Annotated in this window: 14 protein-coding genes; 9 read left to right on the top strand and 5 right to left on the bottom strand. The window is 58.8% G+C overall.

Annotated elements, in window-relative coordinates:
• Positions 1-8: 8 nt before the first annotated feature.
• Together art_RS16345 and art_RS16340 are read right to left on the bottom strand one after the other, a co-directional pair.
• The gene (locus art_RS16345) at positions 9-704 is read right to left on the bottom strand and encodes an IclR family transcriptional regulator (RefSeq protein WP_216699548.1); all 696 of its coding nucleotides are present in this window, start codon (positions 702-704) and stop codon (positions 9-11) included.
• Positions 705-812: 108 nt separating this feature from the next.
• Complete coding sequence (locus art_RS16340; protein ID WP_038466536.1) at positions 813-1,589, bottom strand: IclR family transcriptional regulator; 777 nt, start codon at positions 1,587-1,589, stop codon at positions 813-815.
• A gap of 183 nt (positions 1,590-1,772) precedes the next feature.
• On the opposite strand from art_RS16340, the gene art_RS16335 reads away from it, so the two are divergent.
• Genes art_RS16335 through art_RS16325 form a run of 3 tightly spaced genes read left to right on the top strand, consistent with a single transcriptional unit; the run spans position 1,773 to position 4,438 of the window.
• The gene (locus art_RS16335) at positions 1,773-2,495 is read left to right on the top strand and encodes a CoA transferase subunit A (RefSeq protein WP_038466533.1); all 723 of its coding nucleotides are present in this window, start codon (positions 1,773-1,775) and stop codon (positions 2,493-2,495) included.
• A gap of 27 nt (positions 2,496-2,522) precedes the next feature.
• A complete protein-coding gene (locus tag art_RS16330; RefSeq protein WP_038466531.1) occupies positions 2,523-3,257 on the top strand; it encodes a CoA transferase subunit B in 735 nt (244 codons plus the stop codon).
• Positions 3,254-4,438, top strand: coding sequence for an acetyl-CoA acetyltransferase (locus art_RS16325; protein ID WP_038466528.1), 1,185 nt, complete (start codon positions 3,254-3,256; stop codon positions 4,436-4,438). The genes art_RS16330 and art_RS16325 overlap by 4 nt, the downstream gene beginning before the upstream one ends.
• A 128-nt stretch (positions 4,439-4,566) precedes the next feature.
• Here the strand turns inward: art_RS16325 and art_RS16320 are convergent, their stop codons facing one another.
• The 3 genes from art_RS16320 to art_RS16310 form a co-directional block, all read right to left on the bottom strand.
• A complete protein-coding gene (locus tag art_RS16320) occupies positions 4,567-6,090 on the bottom strand; it encodes a GntP family permease (protein ID WP_038466525.1) in 1,524 nt (507 codons plus the stop codon).
• A gap of 92 nt (positions 6,091-6,182) precedes the next feature.
• Positions 6,183-8,429 (bottom strand): cytochrome P450/oxidoreductase, encoded by a 2,247-nt coding sequence (locus tag art_RS16315; protein ID WP_253901387.1) that lies wholly within the window; start codon positions 8,427-8,429, stop codon positions 6,183-6,185.
• 869 nt (positions 8,430-9,298) lie between these two features.
• A complete protein-coding gene (locus art_RS16310; protein ID WP_253901386.1) occupies positions 9,299-10,045 on the bottom strand; it encodes an IclR family transcriptional regulator in 747 nt (248 codons plus the stop codon).
• Between the two features lie 924 nt (positions 10,046-10,969).
• Here art_RS16310 and art_RS16305 point away from each other — a divergent pair.
• The 6 genes from art_RS16305 (at position 10,970) to art_RS16280 (ending at position 18,647) form a co-directional block, all read left to right on the top strand.
• Positions 10,970-12,124 (top strand): ROK family transcriptional regulator, encoded by a 1,155-nt coding sequence (locus art_RS16305; protein WP_038470649.1) that lies wholly within the window; start codon positions 10,970-10,972, stop codon positions 12,122-12,124.
• A gap of 62 nt (positions 12,125-12,186) precedes the next feature.
• On the top strand, positions 12,187-13,257 hold the full coding sequence (locus art_RS16300; RefSeq protein ID WP_052136669.1) for an extracellular solute-binding protein: 1,071 nt from the start codon (positions 12,187-12,189) through the stop codon (positions 13,255-13,257).
• A 75-nt stretch (positions 13,258-13,332) separates the two neighbouring features.
• A complete protein-coding gene (locus art_RS16295) occupies positions 13,333-14,418 on the top strand; it encodes an ABC transporter ATP-binding protein (RefSeq protein ID WP_038466519.1) in 1,086 nt (361 codons plus the stop codon).
• Positions 14,415-16,238 (top strand): iron ABC transporter permease, encoded by a 1,824-nt coding sequence (locus art_RS16290; protein ID WP_253901385.1) that lies wholly within the window; start codon positions 14,415-14,417, stop codon positions 16,236-16,238. The genes art_RS16295 and art_RS16290 overlap by 4 nt, the downstream gene beginning before the upstream one ends.
• Positions 16,195-17,712, top strand: a complete 1,518-nt coding sequence (locus tag art_RS16285) for a lyase family protein (protein WP_216699547.1) — start codon at positions 16,195-16,197, stop codon at positions 17,710-17,712. The genes art_RS16290 and art_RS16285 overlap by 44 nt, the downstream gene beginning before the upstream one ends.
• Positions 17,709-18,647, top strand: coding sequence for a carbohydrate kinase family protein (locus art_RS16280; protein ID WP_367643741.1), 939 nt, complete (start codon positions 17,709-17,711; stop codon positions 18,645-18,647). The genes art_RS16285 and art_RS16280 overlap by 4 nt, the downstream gene beginning before the upstream one ends.
• Positions 18,648-18,654: the final 7 nt, after the last annotated feature.

Here is an 18,654-nt window from a genome sequence, read left to right as displayed (position 1 = left end):
TGCAGTGGCTAGCCGCCGAGAAGCACTGCCAGCGCCCGCGCCGACTGGAGAACGTCGGGGGCGCAGACATCCAATAGTGAGGGCCTAAAAACGGTCACTCCAATACTGAAGTCACCCATGCCAGGAGCGGCAGCAACATGGGCTGAAAGGCCCCATGCGGAGGGGATGACTTCCCCACTGGAAACCGCATATCCCCGCGTACGAGCCTCCGCCACTTCGGGACGTTCCCCGTCCATAGGCGGATGAGCAGCCAAAATTGCCAACCCGCCCGATCCTTGGTGAATGGGATGAATCTGACCGGCACGGAAGGCTATATGGGCTGCGGCGTTCGTAGGCTCCACAACCACTAGTGCCTGAACTTGGTCCTGTCCTGTCGCAATGATCAGGTGGGCCGTGGCACCGAGTTTATCCGCCAGAGCCTGAAGGACGGGCCGGGCAACTTTGCGCAGGTCCTGATCCACCGACTCGGCAAGCCGGATCAGTCCAACAGCGGGTGAAATGAGTTTCGCTTCCGAGCGCTTGACGAGATTATGACGCTCCAAGGTACCAATCAGTCGATGCGCAATGGTGCGGTGCACATCAAGATGTTTGGCCACCTGTGTAAGGGTCACCCCAGTTGGATTGTCGGAAATGAACTCCAACGCCACAAGCCCGCGATCAAACGTTTTTGAGATCGCTGACTCCTGTGCAACTACGTCAGTCATACTCACCACCGTTACCTTCCCCAATGTGTTGCCTGCCCCAATTCCGTTCAAAACCATCCTATCGCGGCGTGCGATTATCGCACTGCGCGGGCGGTGAATGTCCCCATTCTATGCCCGACCCTGAAGCTGCCCCGTAATGACGTGCGCTTCTTCCATGAGGAGCCGTCCAAGGAATTCCTGACGTTCCATACGGAAGCGGGGTTCGATGCCTGTCAGGGAGAGCGCCCAGTCAGGCTTTCCCCGGGTATCGAAGACGGCGGAGCCCATCCCCCAGCTGCCTTCCAGCACGAGACCGGGATTCACTGAGTACCCGACACCGTGGGTCCGGGCCAGATTTTCCTGGATCAGAGCCACGGGATGTGTCGGAGCGAAGGTACCGGCGTGCTGGTCCCAGCGGGCCAGGATCTGTTCTTGTTCCTCCGGCGGCAGGAAGGCCATGATCGCCACCCCGGCCGATGCGACTCCCAGGGGGAAGCGCACGCCTTCGTGGAGCACGAAGGAGCGGACGGGGAAGCTGCCTTCCTCCCGCAGGAGGCATACGGTTTCCGCGCCGCGGCGGACGGAAAAGAAGGCACTCTCACCCGTTTCCTCGGCCAGCCGGCGCAAGCTGGGCCGGGCAATGTCTTCCATGGGGAAACGCGCCGCAGCGACGGATCCCATCAGCAGCGCCTCCGGACCCAGCACCCAGTTCCCTGTTACGCCGTCATGGTCCAATAGCCCCTCGGCGGCGAGTGAGGTCAGCAGCCGGTGGACCGTGGGCCGGGTCAGACCAGATTCACGGACCGCCTCCATGAGGGTGGCCCCTTCAGGTTTCCTGCTCACAATGCGCAGGAGGGCCGCGATCCGTCCGACGACCTGCGCACCTTGCACGGCGACTTGTTTCATAAAAAATACCCCTCAATGTCCATATTGTGGATGCAATCGAGCATACCGTCCATACTGTGTAAATATGCGATTATTGCGCTGTTTTCTACCTTGACAGCTCAATTCATGCCAACCTAAGCTCAAAGTCAAAGATACCTGTCCACAACATGGACATGTTGTGAAGTAGCTCAATGAGGAGATCAAATGTCTAAGGTACATGGCAGTGCCGCACAGGTTCTAGCCGATGTGATGCGGGACGGCATGACGTTGGCTGTTGGCGGGTTCGGGCTCAGCGGCATCCCGGCGGACCTGATCGAGGCCGTCCGTGACACCGGGGTGCAGGGCCTGACGGTGGTCTCGAACAACATGGGCGTCGACGGCAAGGGCTTGGGGCTGTTGATCGAGGCCGGCCAGGTCGCCAAGGTCATCGCCTCCTACGTGGGCGAGAACAAGCTCTTCGCCGAGCAGTACCTCGCCGGGAAACTCGAGGTCGAGTTTACCCCGCAAGGCACCCTGGCCGAACGGCTCCGTGCCGGCGGCTCCGGAATCCCCGCGTTCTACACCAAAACAGGCGTCGGCACCCTGGTCGCCGAAGGCAAACCGCACGCTGAGTTCGACGGCGAACTGTACGTGCAGGAGCGCGCCATCATCGCAGACGTCGCCCTTGTCCACGCGCACACCGCCGACACCGACGGGAACCTCATTTACCGGTACACGGCACGGAACTTCAACCCCGTCGTCGCCACCGCAGGGCGAATCACCATTGCCGAGGCCGAGCTCGTCGTTGAACCCGGCGTGCTGGACCCCAACCACGTCATCACCCCGGGCGTGTACGTCCAGCGCCTCATCCAGGCCACGGACAGGGTGAAGGACATTGAGCAACGCACCATCCGGACCCGCACCGAATCCGCCGCCGTCCCGGCCTAACCCCACCAACTTCAAGGAGCACCCATCATGGCATGGACACGCAACGAAATGGCTGCCATCGCGGCCGAAGAACTCACCGACGGAGACTACGTCAACTTAGGGATCGGCATCCCCACCCTGGTCGCCAACAACCTGCCCGACGGCGTCCGTGTCACCCTGCAAAGTGAAAACGGCATCCTGGGTATGGGCCCCTTCCCGTGGGAAGGCGAAGAGGATGCCGACCTGATCAACGCCGGCAAGCAAACAGTCACCCTCCTACCAGGCGCCAGCATTTTCGACTCCGCCACGTCCTTCGGGATGATCCGCGGCGGCCACGTCAAGGTCGCCATCCTGGGCGCCATGGAAGTCTCGGGCACCGGCGACCTCGCGAACTGGACCATCCCCGGCAAAATGGTCAAGGGCATGGGAGGCGCCATGGACCTGGTCGCCGGCACCCCGCGCGTCGTCGTCCTCACCGACCACACAGCCAAGGACGGCTCCCCCAAAATCGTGCACGAATGCTCGCTGCCCCTGACCGGGCGCCGCGTCGTGAACCGCATCATCACCAACCTCGCCGTCTTCGACATCGAAACCCCCGACAAGGCCAGCATCGGGAAGCACGACGGCGGCGCACCGGCCCTGATCCTGACCCGCCTTTCCCCCGGGGTCACCGTCGAAGAGATCCGCGCCTCCACCGAACCAGCATTCACCACCCGCCTCGAACCCGCCCGTGGCCCTGCCACCGGTGAATCAGCGTCAGCCCTTGAAGGAGCCACAGCATGAGCCTGCGCGAACAATTCGGAAAAGACATCCTGCTCTCCGGCTGGGGGCACAGCAAGTTCGGCAAACTGCAGGACGAGACCTTGGAATCGCTGATCGTCCAGGTCGCCACCGACGCCATCACCACCGCCGGCATTGAACCTGGACAGGTCGATGAAATCTACCTGGCCCAGTTCAACTCCGGCATGATGCCCCTGGCGTTTCCCTCATCCCTGGCCCTGCAGGTCTCCGAGGAATTGGGCGGCGTGCCGGCGACCCGGGTGGAGAACGCCTGCGCCTCCGGATCGGCCGCCGTCCAGCAAGGCGCCAAGGCCCTGCTCGCCGGCACCGCGAAAACCGTCCTCGTCATCGGTGCGGAGAAAATGACCCATGCCGGGGCCGACGTCGTCGGTGCAGCCCTGCTCGGCGCCGATTACGACATGGCCGGGCAAACCTCCACCACCGGCTTCACCGGACTCTTCGCCGACGTCGCCAAACACTACGAAAAACGCTACGGCAACGTCAGTGACGTCATGGGCTCCATCGCGGCCAAGAACCACCGCAACGGGGTCGACAACCCCTACGCGCAACTGCGCAAGGATCTCGGCGAAGAGTTCTGCCGCACCGTCTCCGAGAAAAACCCCATGGTTGCGGACCCTCTGCGCCGCACCGACTGCTCCCCCGTGTCCGACGGCGCCGCAGCCCTCATCCTCACCACCAGCCCCAACGGCGGGGCCACCTCACCCGTACGGCTCGCCGGATTCGGCCAAGCCAACGACTTCTTCCCCGCCGCACGCCGGGACCCCACCGCGTTCGCCGCCACCAGACTCTCTTGGCAGCGCGCCTTGGGGATGGCCGGCGTCGAACTAACAGACATGGACTTCGCCGAAGTCCACGACTGCTTCACCATCGCCGAACTCCTCATGTACGAGGCGATGGGACTCACCGAACCCGGCCAAGGCGCCCGCGCCGTCACCGAAGGCTGGGTCTACAAAGACGGGAAACTCCCCATCAACGTCTCAGGCGGACTCAAAGCCAAGGGCCACCCCGTCGGAGCCACCGGCGTCTCCCAACACGTCATCGCCGGCATGCAACTCACCGGCACTGCCGGTGCCATGCAACTGGCCAACCCGCGCCGCGCCGCAGTACAAAACATGGGAGGCGTCGGCATCGCCAACTACGTCAGCGTGCTCGAAACCACCTAAACTAAGGTTCGCAGGTTAAGGCAGAAGATCCCCGGTAATCCGGGGATCTTCTGCCTTAACCTGCGAACTAGCACTGACCGATGTTTGCCTGTGCGAACAGCGGCACGCTCCAGTGTGAGCGAGACTCGTTAGAAAGCACCGATTGCCAACGCCAAGCCCAAGACGACTAGGACGCCGATGAGGGGTACTAACACGGTAACGACACCAATATCCTTATAGGACTCTCGGTGTGTTAGGCCGCACACCAGGAGCAATGTGATAATCGCTCCATTGTGAGGCAGTGAGTCAAAGCTAACTGAGGACATCGCCATGACTCTGTGCATGGCCTCCATAGAAATGCCTTGGTCAATTGCCATGGACTGCAGCTGGGCCCCGAAAGTTCCCAAGGTTATGGATAGCCCCCCCGAAGAGGAACCCGTGATACCAGAGATGACTGCCGTCGATATGGACGAGACGACGAGAGCGTTTTCACTAACTCCGAAAATGCCATCCCGGATCACGACGAACACGGCCAAGGAAGCAATTACGGCACCGTATCCTACTTCACTTGCTGTCGTGAATACCGGAAGGACAGCGTCTTTGGCGCCCTTGGTAAGTGATTCCACGTAGGTCCTGAAGTTCTTCGGACGCATAAGAAATATCACCGCGATGGATGTAGCCATCGCCGTAGTCACCGACCAGACACCAACAACACTCGCAATGACAGTTGAGCCAAATAGTTCCGTGGACAAGTAATCGAAATTGAAGGACGGCACCAGGACATACACGAAAAGGGCATTGACCAAGACAACGACCAAAATTGGCAGTAGACCTAGGAAGCCGTGGGTGGCGCTTCCTGCCCTAGCGGTCTCGAACCTCGGGGATCCCTCCGATAGTCTTCCGCGTCCCATGGTCTCAGAGGATTTCAAAGGATCGTATCGGTTGGGCGAGTGATCTGCAGAGACCAGATTCGCACCGACAAGCTCCTTCTCGCGAAGCCTTACCTCTGTTTTCTCTGCGTGGGTCATGTCCGAGAAGGATTCACCTGCTCTGGCAAGCTGGCCTTGACGCCAATTGAGCCACAACATGCCCAATGTGAAGGTGACTATGGCGCCTATGACACCTAGTAGAGGTGCAGCGAAAGTAGTCGTCTCAAAGAATCGAGTGGGAATTGCATTATGGATCTGGGGTGACCCCGGCAGGGCTGCTGTTGCAAAGGTGAAGATGCCCAAGGCAATGGCTGCCGGCATGAGCCGTCTCGGAATATCGGCGGCCTCGAAGAGGGATTTTCCAATCGGGAAAATCGTAAAGACGACAACCCAGGCACTGACGCCACCGTATGTCAGCAACGCCGTAATGAGGACCGTGACCAATATGGCTCGCTTAGGTCCAAATAAACGAGAAATCGAGTCCGCGATATTCTGCGCATAGCCGCTAACGCTCATCAGCTTGCCAAAGATAGCACCTGTGAGGAACAGTGGAAAGAAGGTGACAATAAATCCTCCCAATGCCGGCATAAATATCTGGGTGTAGCTGGCAAGCAAGGGTGCCCCCGATAGCAGTACAGCAACTAGAGCTGCTATCGGCGCTACGGCGATCACTGAGTGACCTCGGTATGCCAAACCAATGAGCAGTACCAATGAAGCAAAAATGCCGAAGAGTGCAAGAACCATTTAAGTCTCACTTAAAAGTGGTGGCGGATAATAATGCCAGCAGGGCTGCCCGCATTAGAGTGGTACTAAACGTGGAATTTCTGGAACGTCCCTCAGAGACCGAGAACTAGCCGTTTTCCGCAAGCGCGGGAGCAGCAAGCCATCATTCGGTCGCCTGCCCGGCGTTCCTGCTGTGTTAGCACTACGTCACGATGGTCGATCTCACCGTCGATAACTGGCACTTCACAAGTGCCGCACAGTCCTTCCTTGCAGTTCGCGGGAACACCGATTTGGGCATCCCGAAGAGCCTGCAGAACCGTTTTGTCAGCCGGAACAATGACATCGAGGTTACTGTCCTCAAGGTGGATAATGAACTCGTGTTCCATCTCCGGGTTCAGTGCTTCCAATGTTGATGAGAAATGTTCGGCCACAACGGATTCCTCTGGCCAAGTCTCACCGGCAGACTGCAAGTCATCAATCATGCTTTGGGGGCCACAAACGTAGACGTGAACCTTGCCTGCGACACCTTCGTCATGTAGTGACATCATCATCGCGCCGAGATCTGCGCGTGTTCCATCTTCACTGCAATGTACAAGCAACTGATCACCGTGTTCAGCGGTCAGCTCACCAAGGAAGGCCATCGTGGCGCGTGCACGCCCGAGGTAGTGGATTTCATAAGGAGTCCCATTGGCTTTCGCCAGCGCAGCCATAGCTCTAATCGGCGTGATCCCGATACCACCGGCAACAAGAACAAGTCGTTGAGTTCGCTCCGGAAGCCGGAAATGGTTCCGAGGGCCCCGTACCGTCAAGATGTCACCTTCGGCGACGTGATCGTGGATCCAGTCGGACCCTCCGCGGGAGTCCGGAGCGCGGAGAATCGCGATTTCGTATGCTTCGGGACGCTCATGTGCATCCTCCGGAGTGAGTAAGACCCGCGTTGCAGCGTTTTCTTTAGTGGAATGATCGTTTGAAACGCTGCCGAACAGCGAATACTGGCGCACTGTATCAGGCGAACCGCATTCGATATCGATGTGTGACCCCGGCGCGAAAGAGGGCAGTGGCGTTCCATCCGCACTAGACAGCCTCAGGTGTCGAATCCCCGTTGTAGCCTGCGTGATGCTCTCAACACGCATCCGGCGACTCCGGTGAGTATCTGTCGGCTCACCGACATTGACTTTAAGTCTCGGAGAAAGGACCGTGGATGAAACACGCTCTGGATTCTTCTCTGGATCCCACTCGATCCAAAGGTGCTCTGGGCCGCGGAATGAAGTGTTCGGAACGTAGCTAAATTCCTGATCTATAAGACGCATATGTGGTATTCGGGAGGTGAGCTCCTCGAGGATGATCTGCATTTCCATTCTGGCCAGGTTCTTCCCCAAGCACTGGTGCGCGCCATACCCAAAAGTGAGGTGATCGGCCGCGTCGTCGCGGCGGACGTCCACCATGCCCGGATCCCCAAAATGACGTTCGTCATGATTGCCGGATGCGGAAATGAGAAGGAGCCGAGAGTCCGATGGAATTTTCACACCACCAATTTCGGTTTCTCGTGTCGAAATGCGCCGCCACGCCGCTTGTGATCCGTTATGCCTCAGGCATTCTTCGACGGCGTTGGGAATCAGCTCAGGCTCACGGCATAGCTGTTCCCACACCGGTCGGTTCTCCAACAGCAATTTAATCGCGTTGGCCGAAGCGTGCGCCGTTGTTTCATGTGCAGCAACAATTCCTGCCATCATCATTGAATGAAGGTAAGAATCTGTGACAACATCTGGCATCTGTTGCTGTTTTCGGATACCGAACTGCATCCACCCGGCTTCATCCGGCGCCTGGCGCATCTTTTCAAGCACCTGGCCGGAATACTCCCAAAATTTTCCGACAGCATGCGCAACTTCTACCTGTTCCGCCGGCGCAGGTTTCCCCCATGTGTTAACGGTGTGCGCGATAGAGTACTCCCGCAAGGTTGGCTTGTCCTCGTCGGGAACTCCGAGGAATTCCAACGCAACGGTCAGCGGGGTTTCCCATAGCATCTCGTCGACCAGATCGGTTCGTCCAAGATCGATAAAACGGTCTACGGCCTCTCGGGCCAGCCTTCGGATCATGGGTTCATGGTGAGCCATGTGTTCGGCTGAAAAGGGGCCCATCAATGCGCGACGACGCGCCATATGCTCCGGTTCATCCTCATTGACCAAGGTCCGACTGAGCGCAAAATCATAGGAAGCCAGGACTTCGTTGGCTTCCTCTCCCGTGGGGGTAATTTTCTCTAAAGCTACCGACGGCGAGAACGTAACGTTGTCGCGGAACACCGCCTTGATGTCCTCATATCGCGTGACTACCCAGTAGCCCAGTTGAGGACTGTAGAACACAGGCTCAGCGTCGCGAGACCAGCGAACATATTCTGATGGGTTTTGCTGGTAGCCCTCACCAAACGGATCGAAATCCGCTGCGCCAGCGGAGATCGGGCAACCAGTGGGACCAACTCCGGGACCGGGGATATTCGTGGCCGTGGGCCGTTCAGCGACAGCCCCGGTGAAGGGACAGCTTGAGGATGGCATATGAAAACTCCATTTGTGCGGTAAAAGTGAATCGTCGTGCGCTCTCCGTACAATGTAATGCAAGTCTCATTGATAAACAAGGGCCAGCACCGGTGGCGAATCACTGATGCTGGAGCGCTGATTGACCGCCACACAGTTTTCTTGCACTGCATGATCGGGGGTCGTTAAGTCATAGTTGGACTTTCAAGGGTCACCCGAATCTGAGCGGCTGAACCCGGCGCTGAGCTTACCGAATTCGGCCAGCCAATTCGGTTTGGGGTAAGGAGCTCTGGACATGATCTCTGCAGTCACGACTCGGAGCCGTTGCCTGGTGTCCACGGGTGTCGCAAAAGCCTTCCGAAGTACTCCAAAAAAGCCGCGTAAACCCGTGCATCAGGTTTTTTCAATGCAAAAACCAACAGCAAAAGGGACACACATTTCGATGGCCTGAGGGCAGGCCCACACCCGAAATTTCACCGACACATAAGAGCTCAGCGGCAATTGGCTGCGGCCACAGCCGCGTCAAAGATTAGTCCACAACCCATTCGTACCTAACCGACTAAGGTTGCTCTAACCGCTCTCGTGTCCGCCAACAACGGCCCCTTTAGCTCAAACACAACCCACCTCGGTCTTATTTAAAGTCGAAGACGGACATAGCCTTGCCCCAGCAGGTCGAATTCGTCAGATAGGGACCCGTGGGCCTAAAGAGCGTTTGAAAGCCGTAATCGTACTTGTTCAATGAGGGGGAGCACTAGGTCACCATCCAAATCATCCAAGTCGCCGAGGGAAATGACACCCACCGAGGCCTCGAGAACCCCCGGTGGGGATATGTCGAGGCCGACAGCCATCCCCACAGTTCCACGTTGCAACTCCCCCTGGGTTATGGCTACACCGTTCGCCCGGGCCGCTCGTACAGCGTCAGTATCACTGGGCGATGCAGGACGGCCAGCGAGGATGGCTACCCCGTCCGCCCCATGGCCAAGATCGTGACGCGATCCGACACCGTACCTAATTCCGAAAGTGCCAATATGGGGTTCAGCTACTGCCACCGCTACGGCTTGTCCATATTCTGCGACTGCGAGAAAAGATGTTAGGCCTGTTGTCTCGGCCAGCTCTTCGAGGAGTGGTTGAGCAGATGTTCGGCACTGCGCTAGGTACCGGTCGGCGATTGCCAGAATTCCGCTGCCCAAGCGAAAGCGCCCATCTGCCCCCTTGACCGTCAGAAACCGGAGTTCGAGAGTCGATAGAATGCGGTAGGCGACGGCTCGGTGGACGCCGAGCCGATCTGCAAGCTCTTGCGGTGAAACCCCGCTAGGACTGGCGGAAATCAATTCGAGCGCGTCGATGCCACGGTCTAGAGTCTGAAGCGTGTTCACCGTTGTTCTTGATCGAGGCGGGATGTCGCCTACATCTAGTGAATGTTGATGAGTTTGTCCTTCGGGCGCCATGATCGCACTTTACCCCATTGGCCTTAAGCCTACGCAGTCCGGCACGACAACCGGATGCCGTTCCCGTCGTCGCCGACGTAATGGTCTGAACCTTCCCGGGGAGCGAAGGTTCCCTGAACCCGTTCACGAGTACAACCTCTCCCTTCCCTTGGCTGGCACAGCGGTGTCCATAACTCCGCTCGACGACCTGCCCGGCATGACCCACGGCCAATGACGGAAGAAACGCGGCTACCCACAAGCGAGTTCCAGGAGTTTCTTGCTGCTACGGCAGGTTGAGTCATACCGTCGATATCCACTTTGCACTGATTAGGATGAGTTTTGTATGACGTGGTGGGAACTCTCACTTGGCTGCCGGATGACCTCAAGCATGGCCAGTTAGCCACTACTGCCACTCCAGTGAGTTTACTCTTGATTCACTCAGGACGACCGTTCGGGTCTCACAGTTCAAGATAAACTCCCCGGGAGCCGCCGACGTCAGACGGCCCGACTGCCCGACTGCCCGACTGCCCGACTGCCCGACTGCCCGACTGCCCGACTGCCCGACTGCCAATGATGAGTCGACACTACCTCCTCACTGGCCCAACGTCGCTAGGAAGGCTGCGATCTGCAGCCGTGGACGCTGATCAGCTACTTCACAAGAGTCACCCCTGAGCCCACCATCGCGCACCAGAAATAGTGATCAGACCGCGCTTGGTCGTACCGCGAAGCAGGCGTAAGCATGACACCGACACGAATTGCTGTCTCCTCTGACCCGGCAGCGTGCCGACGGCCGCGTCACAATGACGACCAATCCCGCCAACCACATAGGCATTCGAGACGACGCCGCCATCGTCAAATCGCGCGCTCGGTAGCACCCTAACCCTCTTGAAAGTAATGTGTCGGACAACACTTGCGTTCTTACTTTATTCAAAGTATAAAGTAAGTATGTTACTTAAATCACAGCCCGCGGCTCCGACAGGAAGAAATGCCCTGCGTCGGATACGTGTCGGAGCAATCTTCAGCACTCTGCTGTCGTCCGGCCCCTTGGCTAGGACCGATCTGGCTCAATTGACGGGTTACAGCCCTTCAACGGTGACCGGCATTGTGCAAGATCTTAGTGATGCCGGCTACCTGAGCGTGATGGGTCAAAAGGAATCCACCGGCGGCCGGCGTAAGACCCTGTTTCAACTCAACCGCTCTTCCGTAACCGTTGCCGTAGTTGGCTTCTCTGGCACGCGGGTCTGGTGCTCGCTCGTCGATCTCGACGGTTTTCAATTGGACTTTGTGGAGCAAGACTTTGATTCGGCCCACCCCGTCGAGAGCATCGCGGGAACAGTCACCTCCGTGCACGGACGGGCTCAGATCCGCCCCGTTCACGTCGTAATTGCCCTGCCCGGCGTGGTGACCTCAGATGGTTCACTAGCATTGGCCCCTGCATTTGGACCCATGGCCCACATCCGCCTGGCCGACGAGCTTGAGTCAAGCACGGGGCTTCGCACCACAGTTGAAAACGACGTCAACCTGATCGCTTTGGGGGAACGCGGATCAGGTGCAGGAAATGGTGTCGACGATCTGGTGTTGATCCACGTGGACGAGGGTATTGGCGCTACCATCATCGCCCATGGCGAGGTCCTGGAAGGGGCAAGCCGCTCAGCCGGGGAAATTGGTTTCCTACCCCAAAGTCTGCAGGCCTCGCCGCGGGGGGAACATGGGGACTATGAAACACGCTGGAACGCCCATGGCGTCCAGCGCCTAGCCGCCCAAAACGGTCTGGACTTGCCCACGGAGAACGTCATCGGATTCCTGTGTGAATCAACCGCACCCCAAGCCCAGGAGCTGCTGGCGGAAGTCATCCAAGCGTGGGCATTTGCGGCCATCGTGTGCATCTGCATCGTCAATCCGGCGCGCGTGATTTTTTCCGGGCATGCCGTGCATCTGAACGAAGGAGCCCGTGGGGAACTGCGTGAAATGGTGCAGCGATCGGCCCCCTCCCCCACCGACGTCGTCTTCGCCGAGCTGGGAAGTACCGGGCTCCTGCACGGGGCCATTGCCAAAGTCCTGAAGGTGCCCGAGACCCTATTTACCGAAGTTGCAAGCTAAACGCGACTCCCAAATTTTCATTTTCCAACCATCTACCTGACAAAAATCACTAGGAGATATCAATGACGAAACATCCACTGCGATTCATGTTGCTTGCCGGCGGGCTCGCACTCAGCCTCGGCATGACAGGCTGCGGTCTTGACTCAAACACGACCACCGGTGAAGACGCGGGCTCCGCGGAGACCGGCTCCCTGACTATCTATACCGCACGTGACAAGGGCTTGGCCACGGAAGTAGTGGCAGATTTCGAAAAGGCCAATCCGAAATATGCAGGCAAGGTCCAGATCCTAACTTTGGGGGCGCAGGAAGCTCTGGAGCGTGTTAAAGCCGAGAAGGCGAACCCGCAGGGAGATATCTGGTGGGGCGGCACCCAGCAGCAGATGCAGCAGGGCGCCACCGAAGGAGTCTTCTCCCCTGCACCCCAGGACGTGATCGACGCCGTCCCTGCCGCACAGCGTGACGCGGACGGTCTCTGGGTCGGCGAAATGAAGCTTGCTGAGGTTATTTTCTACAACCATGACATGCTCACTGCCGAGCAGGCGCCAAAAGACTGGGACGATCTCATCGCTCCGGAGATGAAAGATAAGGTCGCCATCCGCGATGTGCTGGCCTCCGGGACCATGCGCAGCATTTACGCATCCATGATCGATAGAAAATATGATGCAGCCGGAAGCGCGGAGGCAGGTTATGACTGGCTCCGGAAACTCGACACCAACACCAAGGTCTACGCTGCCAACCCCACCGATTTGTACCTGCGCATCACCCGTCAGGAGGCTGCGGTCACAGCTTGGAACCTGCAGGACGTTATGTTGCAGATTGAAAAGCAGAAGGCACCATTCACCCCGGTCGTACCGACTTCCGGTGCTCCGATGCTGATCGACGGCGTTGCCAAGATCAAGGACGGCCCCTCTTCTGCTGGAGCAGATGCGTTCCTTTCGTTCCTGGTGAGCCAAGAAGAGCAGGGCAAGCTTGCCGAGAAGTACTTCCAAATCCCGACGATCGCCTTGTCTTCCGAGCCTTCTTGGTTGGCTGAGCTCGATCTGAAAGAAATGGATGTCAACTGGGAGCGTGTGAATAAGAACGAGCCCGAGTGGAGCAAGTACTGGGCCGAAAACATTAAGGGCCAGAACTAGTAACTGCAAGGCCAAGGGGCGGGCCGTCACGGCCCGCCCCTGTCAGTACCCAACCAGAACCACTGTGGAGCAACCATGACACGCGTCTACCTCAACGGAATCACCAAAACGTATCCAGGAGCCAAGCCTTCAGTCTCCGACCTCACCCTCACTATCGAAGACGGCGAACTTTTCACGCTTCTAGGACCTTCCGGTTGCGGGAAGTCCACCACCTTGCGCATGGTTGCAGGCTTCATCCAGCCCACCAGTGGAAGCATCCACTTCGATGGCAAGGACGTCACCAACACCGCGCCCAACAAGCGGGACACTGGCATGGTGTTCCAAAACTACGCATTGTTCCCCCACATGAGCGTCCGTGGCAACGTCGCCTACGGGTTGAATATGCGCAAGGTGGCCAAGCGAGACAAAAATCGTCGGATTGACCAAGCCCTGGCGCAAGTTGGCCTTGAAGAATTTGGTGACCGCCGTATTGACAGACTCTCCGGCGGGCAACAGCAGCGAGTCGCCTTGGCCCGTGCACTGGTTATTAGCCCCACGGCGCTGCTTCTGGACGAGCCGCTGTCCAATCTGGACGCGAAACTCCGTGAGGAAACACGTGCAGAGATCAGATCCACCCAGCAGGCGGCTGGCACCACCTGCCTATACGTCACGCACGATCAAGCAGAAGCCATGGCCATGAGTGACCGGGTAGCTGTCCTGAACGAAGGCCAGCTTCATCAGGTCGCTTCTCCCCGGGAGGTCTACAGCCGGCCAGCTACCTCATTCGTGGCCCGTTTCATCGGCCGCTCCAATGTGCTGCCCTGTACTGTTCTTGGGCAAGAAAAGGACACCGTCAGCATCAGACTCGGCGACGGCACCATCCTCACTGCACCTCGTGTTGAAGACACCTTTTCGGCCGAGGTTGTTACCGGTGACGAGGCAGCCGTCTCACTTCGGCCTGAATCCATCCACCTCACTGTCCACACAGGACAGGAAGCGTCAGGACACTTCACCGGCAGGGTGCTGACTGCCGAATTCACCGGCGCCGTCAACGTCTACGAAATCGCTTGGCAGGGTCTAAAGGTCGTCGTTTCGGCTCCGGATAGTTTCAATCGGGCTGAGCCCGGAGATCTCGTCTCAATGAAGCCGGATCAGGCCCGAGTGTGGATGGTGCAACCGTGACCCGAGCACTGGCGATGCCTCGCCGGAGATCATCTCTGACCTCTTCGGACCGTTTCGTCTATATCCTTGCCGCCCCTCTGATTCTGGTGCTGCTGGTATACATCGTTGTCCCCATGCTCGCAACGGCCACCGCCAGTGCCGAAGGAGGCGGCAGTGCCTATGCAGGGTTTCTCGAGGGAGCCTCAAAAAATGCGTTGATTCTCTCCGTGACCATTTCATTGGTGTCGGTGCTGACCACAGGGCTGCTCGGCACCGGATTGGCCGTCCTGCTTTCACGATTCGACTTTCCCGGCCGGAAGATCCTGCGCCTTTTTGCGCTGCTTCCCATGGCGCTGCCACCCCTCATCGGCGCAATTTCCTTTTACTTTCTGTACGCCGAAAGCGGCATCGTACCGCGCTTCTTGGCCCGCTACTTTGGGGTGGACGCAGCCGACTTCTCCGTCAACGGCATTTGGGGCGTGCTCCTGGTCCACACGATGACCATGTACCCCTACTTCTATCTGGCAGTCACCTCGGCCCTGGCTGGATCCGACGCCTCGATGGAGGAAGCCGCCCTGAACTTGGGCGCCAGCCGCTTCAGAATGTGGCGCACGGTCCTGCTGCCCATGCTGACGCCCGCACTCGTTTCCGGCGCGCTGTTGACCTTCATGGTCTCCATGGCTTCCTTCACCGCCCCCCAGTTCTACAACGTCCAGACCCTGACTATGCAGATTGTCGCATCGCGCACCAGCGGCGCCTACGACGTCGCTGCGGCCCAAGCGGTGGTCCTGTCAGTCGTGTCCATCTTGTTCCTGCTGGCCATGCGCTGGTATGAAAACCGGCGCATCCACCGTGGTTCTTCCAAAGGCACCCCGCAGGCGATGAAGGTGCTCCACGGCGTCTTCCCGCGGGTAGCCGCCGGAGTGGGGTCCTTGCTGTTGGTCTTGTTCCTCATGGCTCCCGCCGCGACAATCGCTTTGTTGTCATTCACGGTCGATGGTTCCTGGACCATCCAGATTCTCCCGCCCGAATACACCCTCGAGAACTTCTCCCGAATCTTCACGGACCCGTTGACCCTGCGCCCCATCATGGTCAGTGCTCAGATGGCGTTTATCGCCATGATTGGCTGCGTCGTCTTCGGAGTCCTGGCAGCTTGGGTTGTCACACGGTGGAAAGGACCGGGCAAGGCCATGCTCGACGTCATGGTTATGTTGCCTTGGGCACTCCCGGGAACCGTCATCGGCGTCAACATCGTCACAGCCTTCGCCACCCCGACGCCATTCAACCTGGGCCAAGTACTCATCGGCTCCCTGTGGATACTGCCAGTGGCATACTTCGTCAGGTTCCTGCCGTTGGTCTTTCGCTCGGCCAGCGCCTCCCTGGCGCAAATCGACCCATCGGTCGAAGAAGCCGCCCGCAGTCTGGGCGCCGGACCTTGGCAGGCCTTGCGGACCGTAACCGTGCCGCTGATGTCCAGAGGCATCATGGCCGGCGCGCTGATGGCCTTCATTCAAGGATTCGGAGAGTACGTTGCATCGGTAGTCATCTACCCGGCCCGCTACGCTCCACTGTCAGTTGAGATCTACAACAGGATCTACTCCAATGAATTCGGCACGGCCGCCGCCTACGGTACCTTGCAAATGCTGCTCATCCTGATCGTGTTGATCATCTCCCAATGGCTAGAGACTCCACGCAGGATCAGAAGAATACGTAACTTCAAGCCCAAGGGCCCCGCATTAGCGATGACTCCCGCCCTTGCCCCCGCACTCCAGCAAAACCACGAAAACGGTGACACACATGAACACTCCCCAGAACCAGTCAATGCCGCGTCCAGAACTTAAAGACCACCCGGAACTGTCCATCTACTGGGACAACCATCTGAGGGTCGCCTTCGAGGAAGCGGCACCGCACATCTACCCGGCCATGGTCGAGGCCAGCCTGGCGCACGTGTATATGCTCACGCACCAGAACATCTTGCCCCGTACCCGCGGGAAACTGCTGCTGCAGGGTCTGTTGGCCCTGTGGAAAAAGACTCAAGACGGTGACCAGAAGTTTGACTTCGATGGCAGCGTCGAAGACCCCTACTATTTCCTCGAGCAGCAATTGGCGCGCGAGTGCGGCATTGCCACCTCGGAACTGGATGTACAACTTGCACGGAGCCGCAACGACCTCGACGCAGGGGTGTTCCGGATGGTGCTGCGGCGCCAACTGCTGGAGCAAACAGCATTGGTGGTCCAATGTGCTGCCGATGCAGCCGCCCAGGCGTCCGTGCATGCCGAAAGCCTCATCATCGGCTTCACGCACCGCCGTCCGGCACAGCCCACAACCATCGGCCACGTGCTGGCAGGCCTGTCCGAGGCAATGCTCAGCCAAGCCACCGAAATGCTCAGCATCTATGAGGAACTGAATATCTCACCGCTCGGATCTGCAGCCTTCACCGGCACCGATTTGCCCATCGACTCCGCGCTGGTGGGTAACCTGACCGGCTTCGATTCCAGCTTCACCTCCAGCTATGAAGCAGTGGCCGGTGCCGAGCACTTCATGCGCCTGGCCGCAGTGCAGGCCAGGATTACCGCCACCGGCGCCCGTTTTTCCCGCGTACTGCTGGAATGGATGACGTTCAAATGGGTTAATACACCCACCCCCTACACACAGGGGTCCTCGATCATGCCGCAGAAGAAGAACCCTGTGGTGTTGGAACATATGGTGTCCATGGCCGGCGCCACTGCCGCTGACATGGCAGCAAGCTACGCAAACATCGGCTCAGCGTGGTACGAAGACTCAAACAATGCCACCACCGACGTGCAAAAGCACCTATGGCGCGCCGGGGACCGCGTGGTTCGTTTCATGCGCATGCTCGATGGCCTCTTGCTGGATCTCGAAGTAGGGCAGCTGCCGGACCCCGCAGAGATCGTTGCCTTAGGCGCCACCACCACTGCTGTGGCCGAGGCCTTGGCCGCCCGAGGCATCCCTTGGCGAGCAGCTCATGACATTGTAGGACAACTGGTACGTCATCAGGCACCTGCCGACTGGACCGTAGCCGACGTCGCCTCAGCCTTTAAGGAAGCTGGCCAGGATGCGTCGGAGGAACTGCTGACCGTGACGCTCAGTGCTGGCCAGCAACCTGAACTGATCCTGCAGCGCCAGCAAGTTGGCAGTCCGGGCAGTGCCGCAGTACGAGACAATGCTTCCGCATCGCAGGAACGTGCGCTGACGCTGGGCAGGGAAGTCGATCGGCGACTGACGCTGTTGGACGAGAAACGAAACGGGCTGCTCTCGACTGCCCGTGCCGCGGTCCAGGACGGTCACTGGTGAAGGCTGGAATTACCGTAGTGGGAAACACCAACCTGGATATCATTGTCGCCGACACCTTTGAGCTTCCTGCACCGGGAACGGAAACAGTCGTCCCAGCCATTAGCATCCGGCTAGGCGGCTCGGCAGGAAACCTTGCTGTTCGGTGTGCCGGGCTGGAACTGGCCACACGCCTCGTTTCTCGGGTGGGAGACGATTCATCCCTGTTGATTCTGGAGGCAGAGCTAGAAATACCGCTGTTAGAAACGCACCTGTTGCGAACAGCTGGAACGGCAAGCGGGATGACGGTTGCTGTGGAATCACCCGGACGGGACAGAGCCTTCTTGTCATCGTTGGGACCGATGGCTGCAATGTGCCCCTCTGACATCACTCAACAGATGCTAGAGGCTGATTTTCTCGCTTTGGCTGGATATTTCCTACTTCCAGGAATGCAGGGCCCCGCCCTGACGGAACTGTTCCAACGCGCCAAGGCCGCTGGAGCTCAAACTGTTCTTGATACCGGATGTCCACCCCAGGGATGGACCCGGGAGGTTCGCGCCGAGGTACTCCAAGCCATGGACCAAGTCGACGTCTTTTTACCCAATGACGACGAACTCCACGGCCTGGCTGGCCACAAAGACACCGAACGAGCCGCCCGGGAACTGGCCGTATCCACAGACTCACTTGTTGCCGTCAAGATGGGCGCCCGCGGTGCGGGCGTGGCCACTCCTCTTGGGGAATGGTTTGAGCACCGGGCAGCGCCCGTACAAGTGATCGACTCTACCGGAGCAGGCGACGGGTTCAACGCCGCGTTCCTTGTCTCCTTGAATCGGGGTGCGGACCTGCGCCATGCCCTCACTGCCGCCGTCGAGTACGCCACCAAGATGGTCTCTACGGCTCCGGAAAAGCGGGCCGATGTGACCATGTCCGGCGCCGCTGTGGCAACTGCACAGTACTGAGAGGAAA

Source organism: Arthrobacter sp. PAMC 25486, assembly GCF_000785535.1.
Classification (GTDB): domain Bacteria; phylum Actinomycetota; class Actinomycetes; order Actinomycetales; family Micrococcaceae; genus Specibacter.
This window is presented reverse-complemented; position numbering and strand designations above follow the sequence as displayed.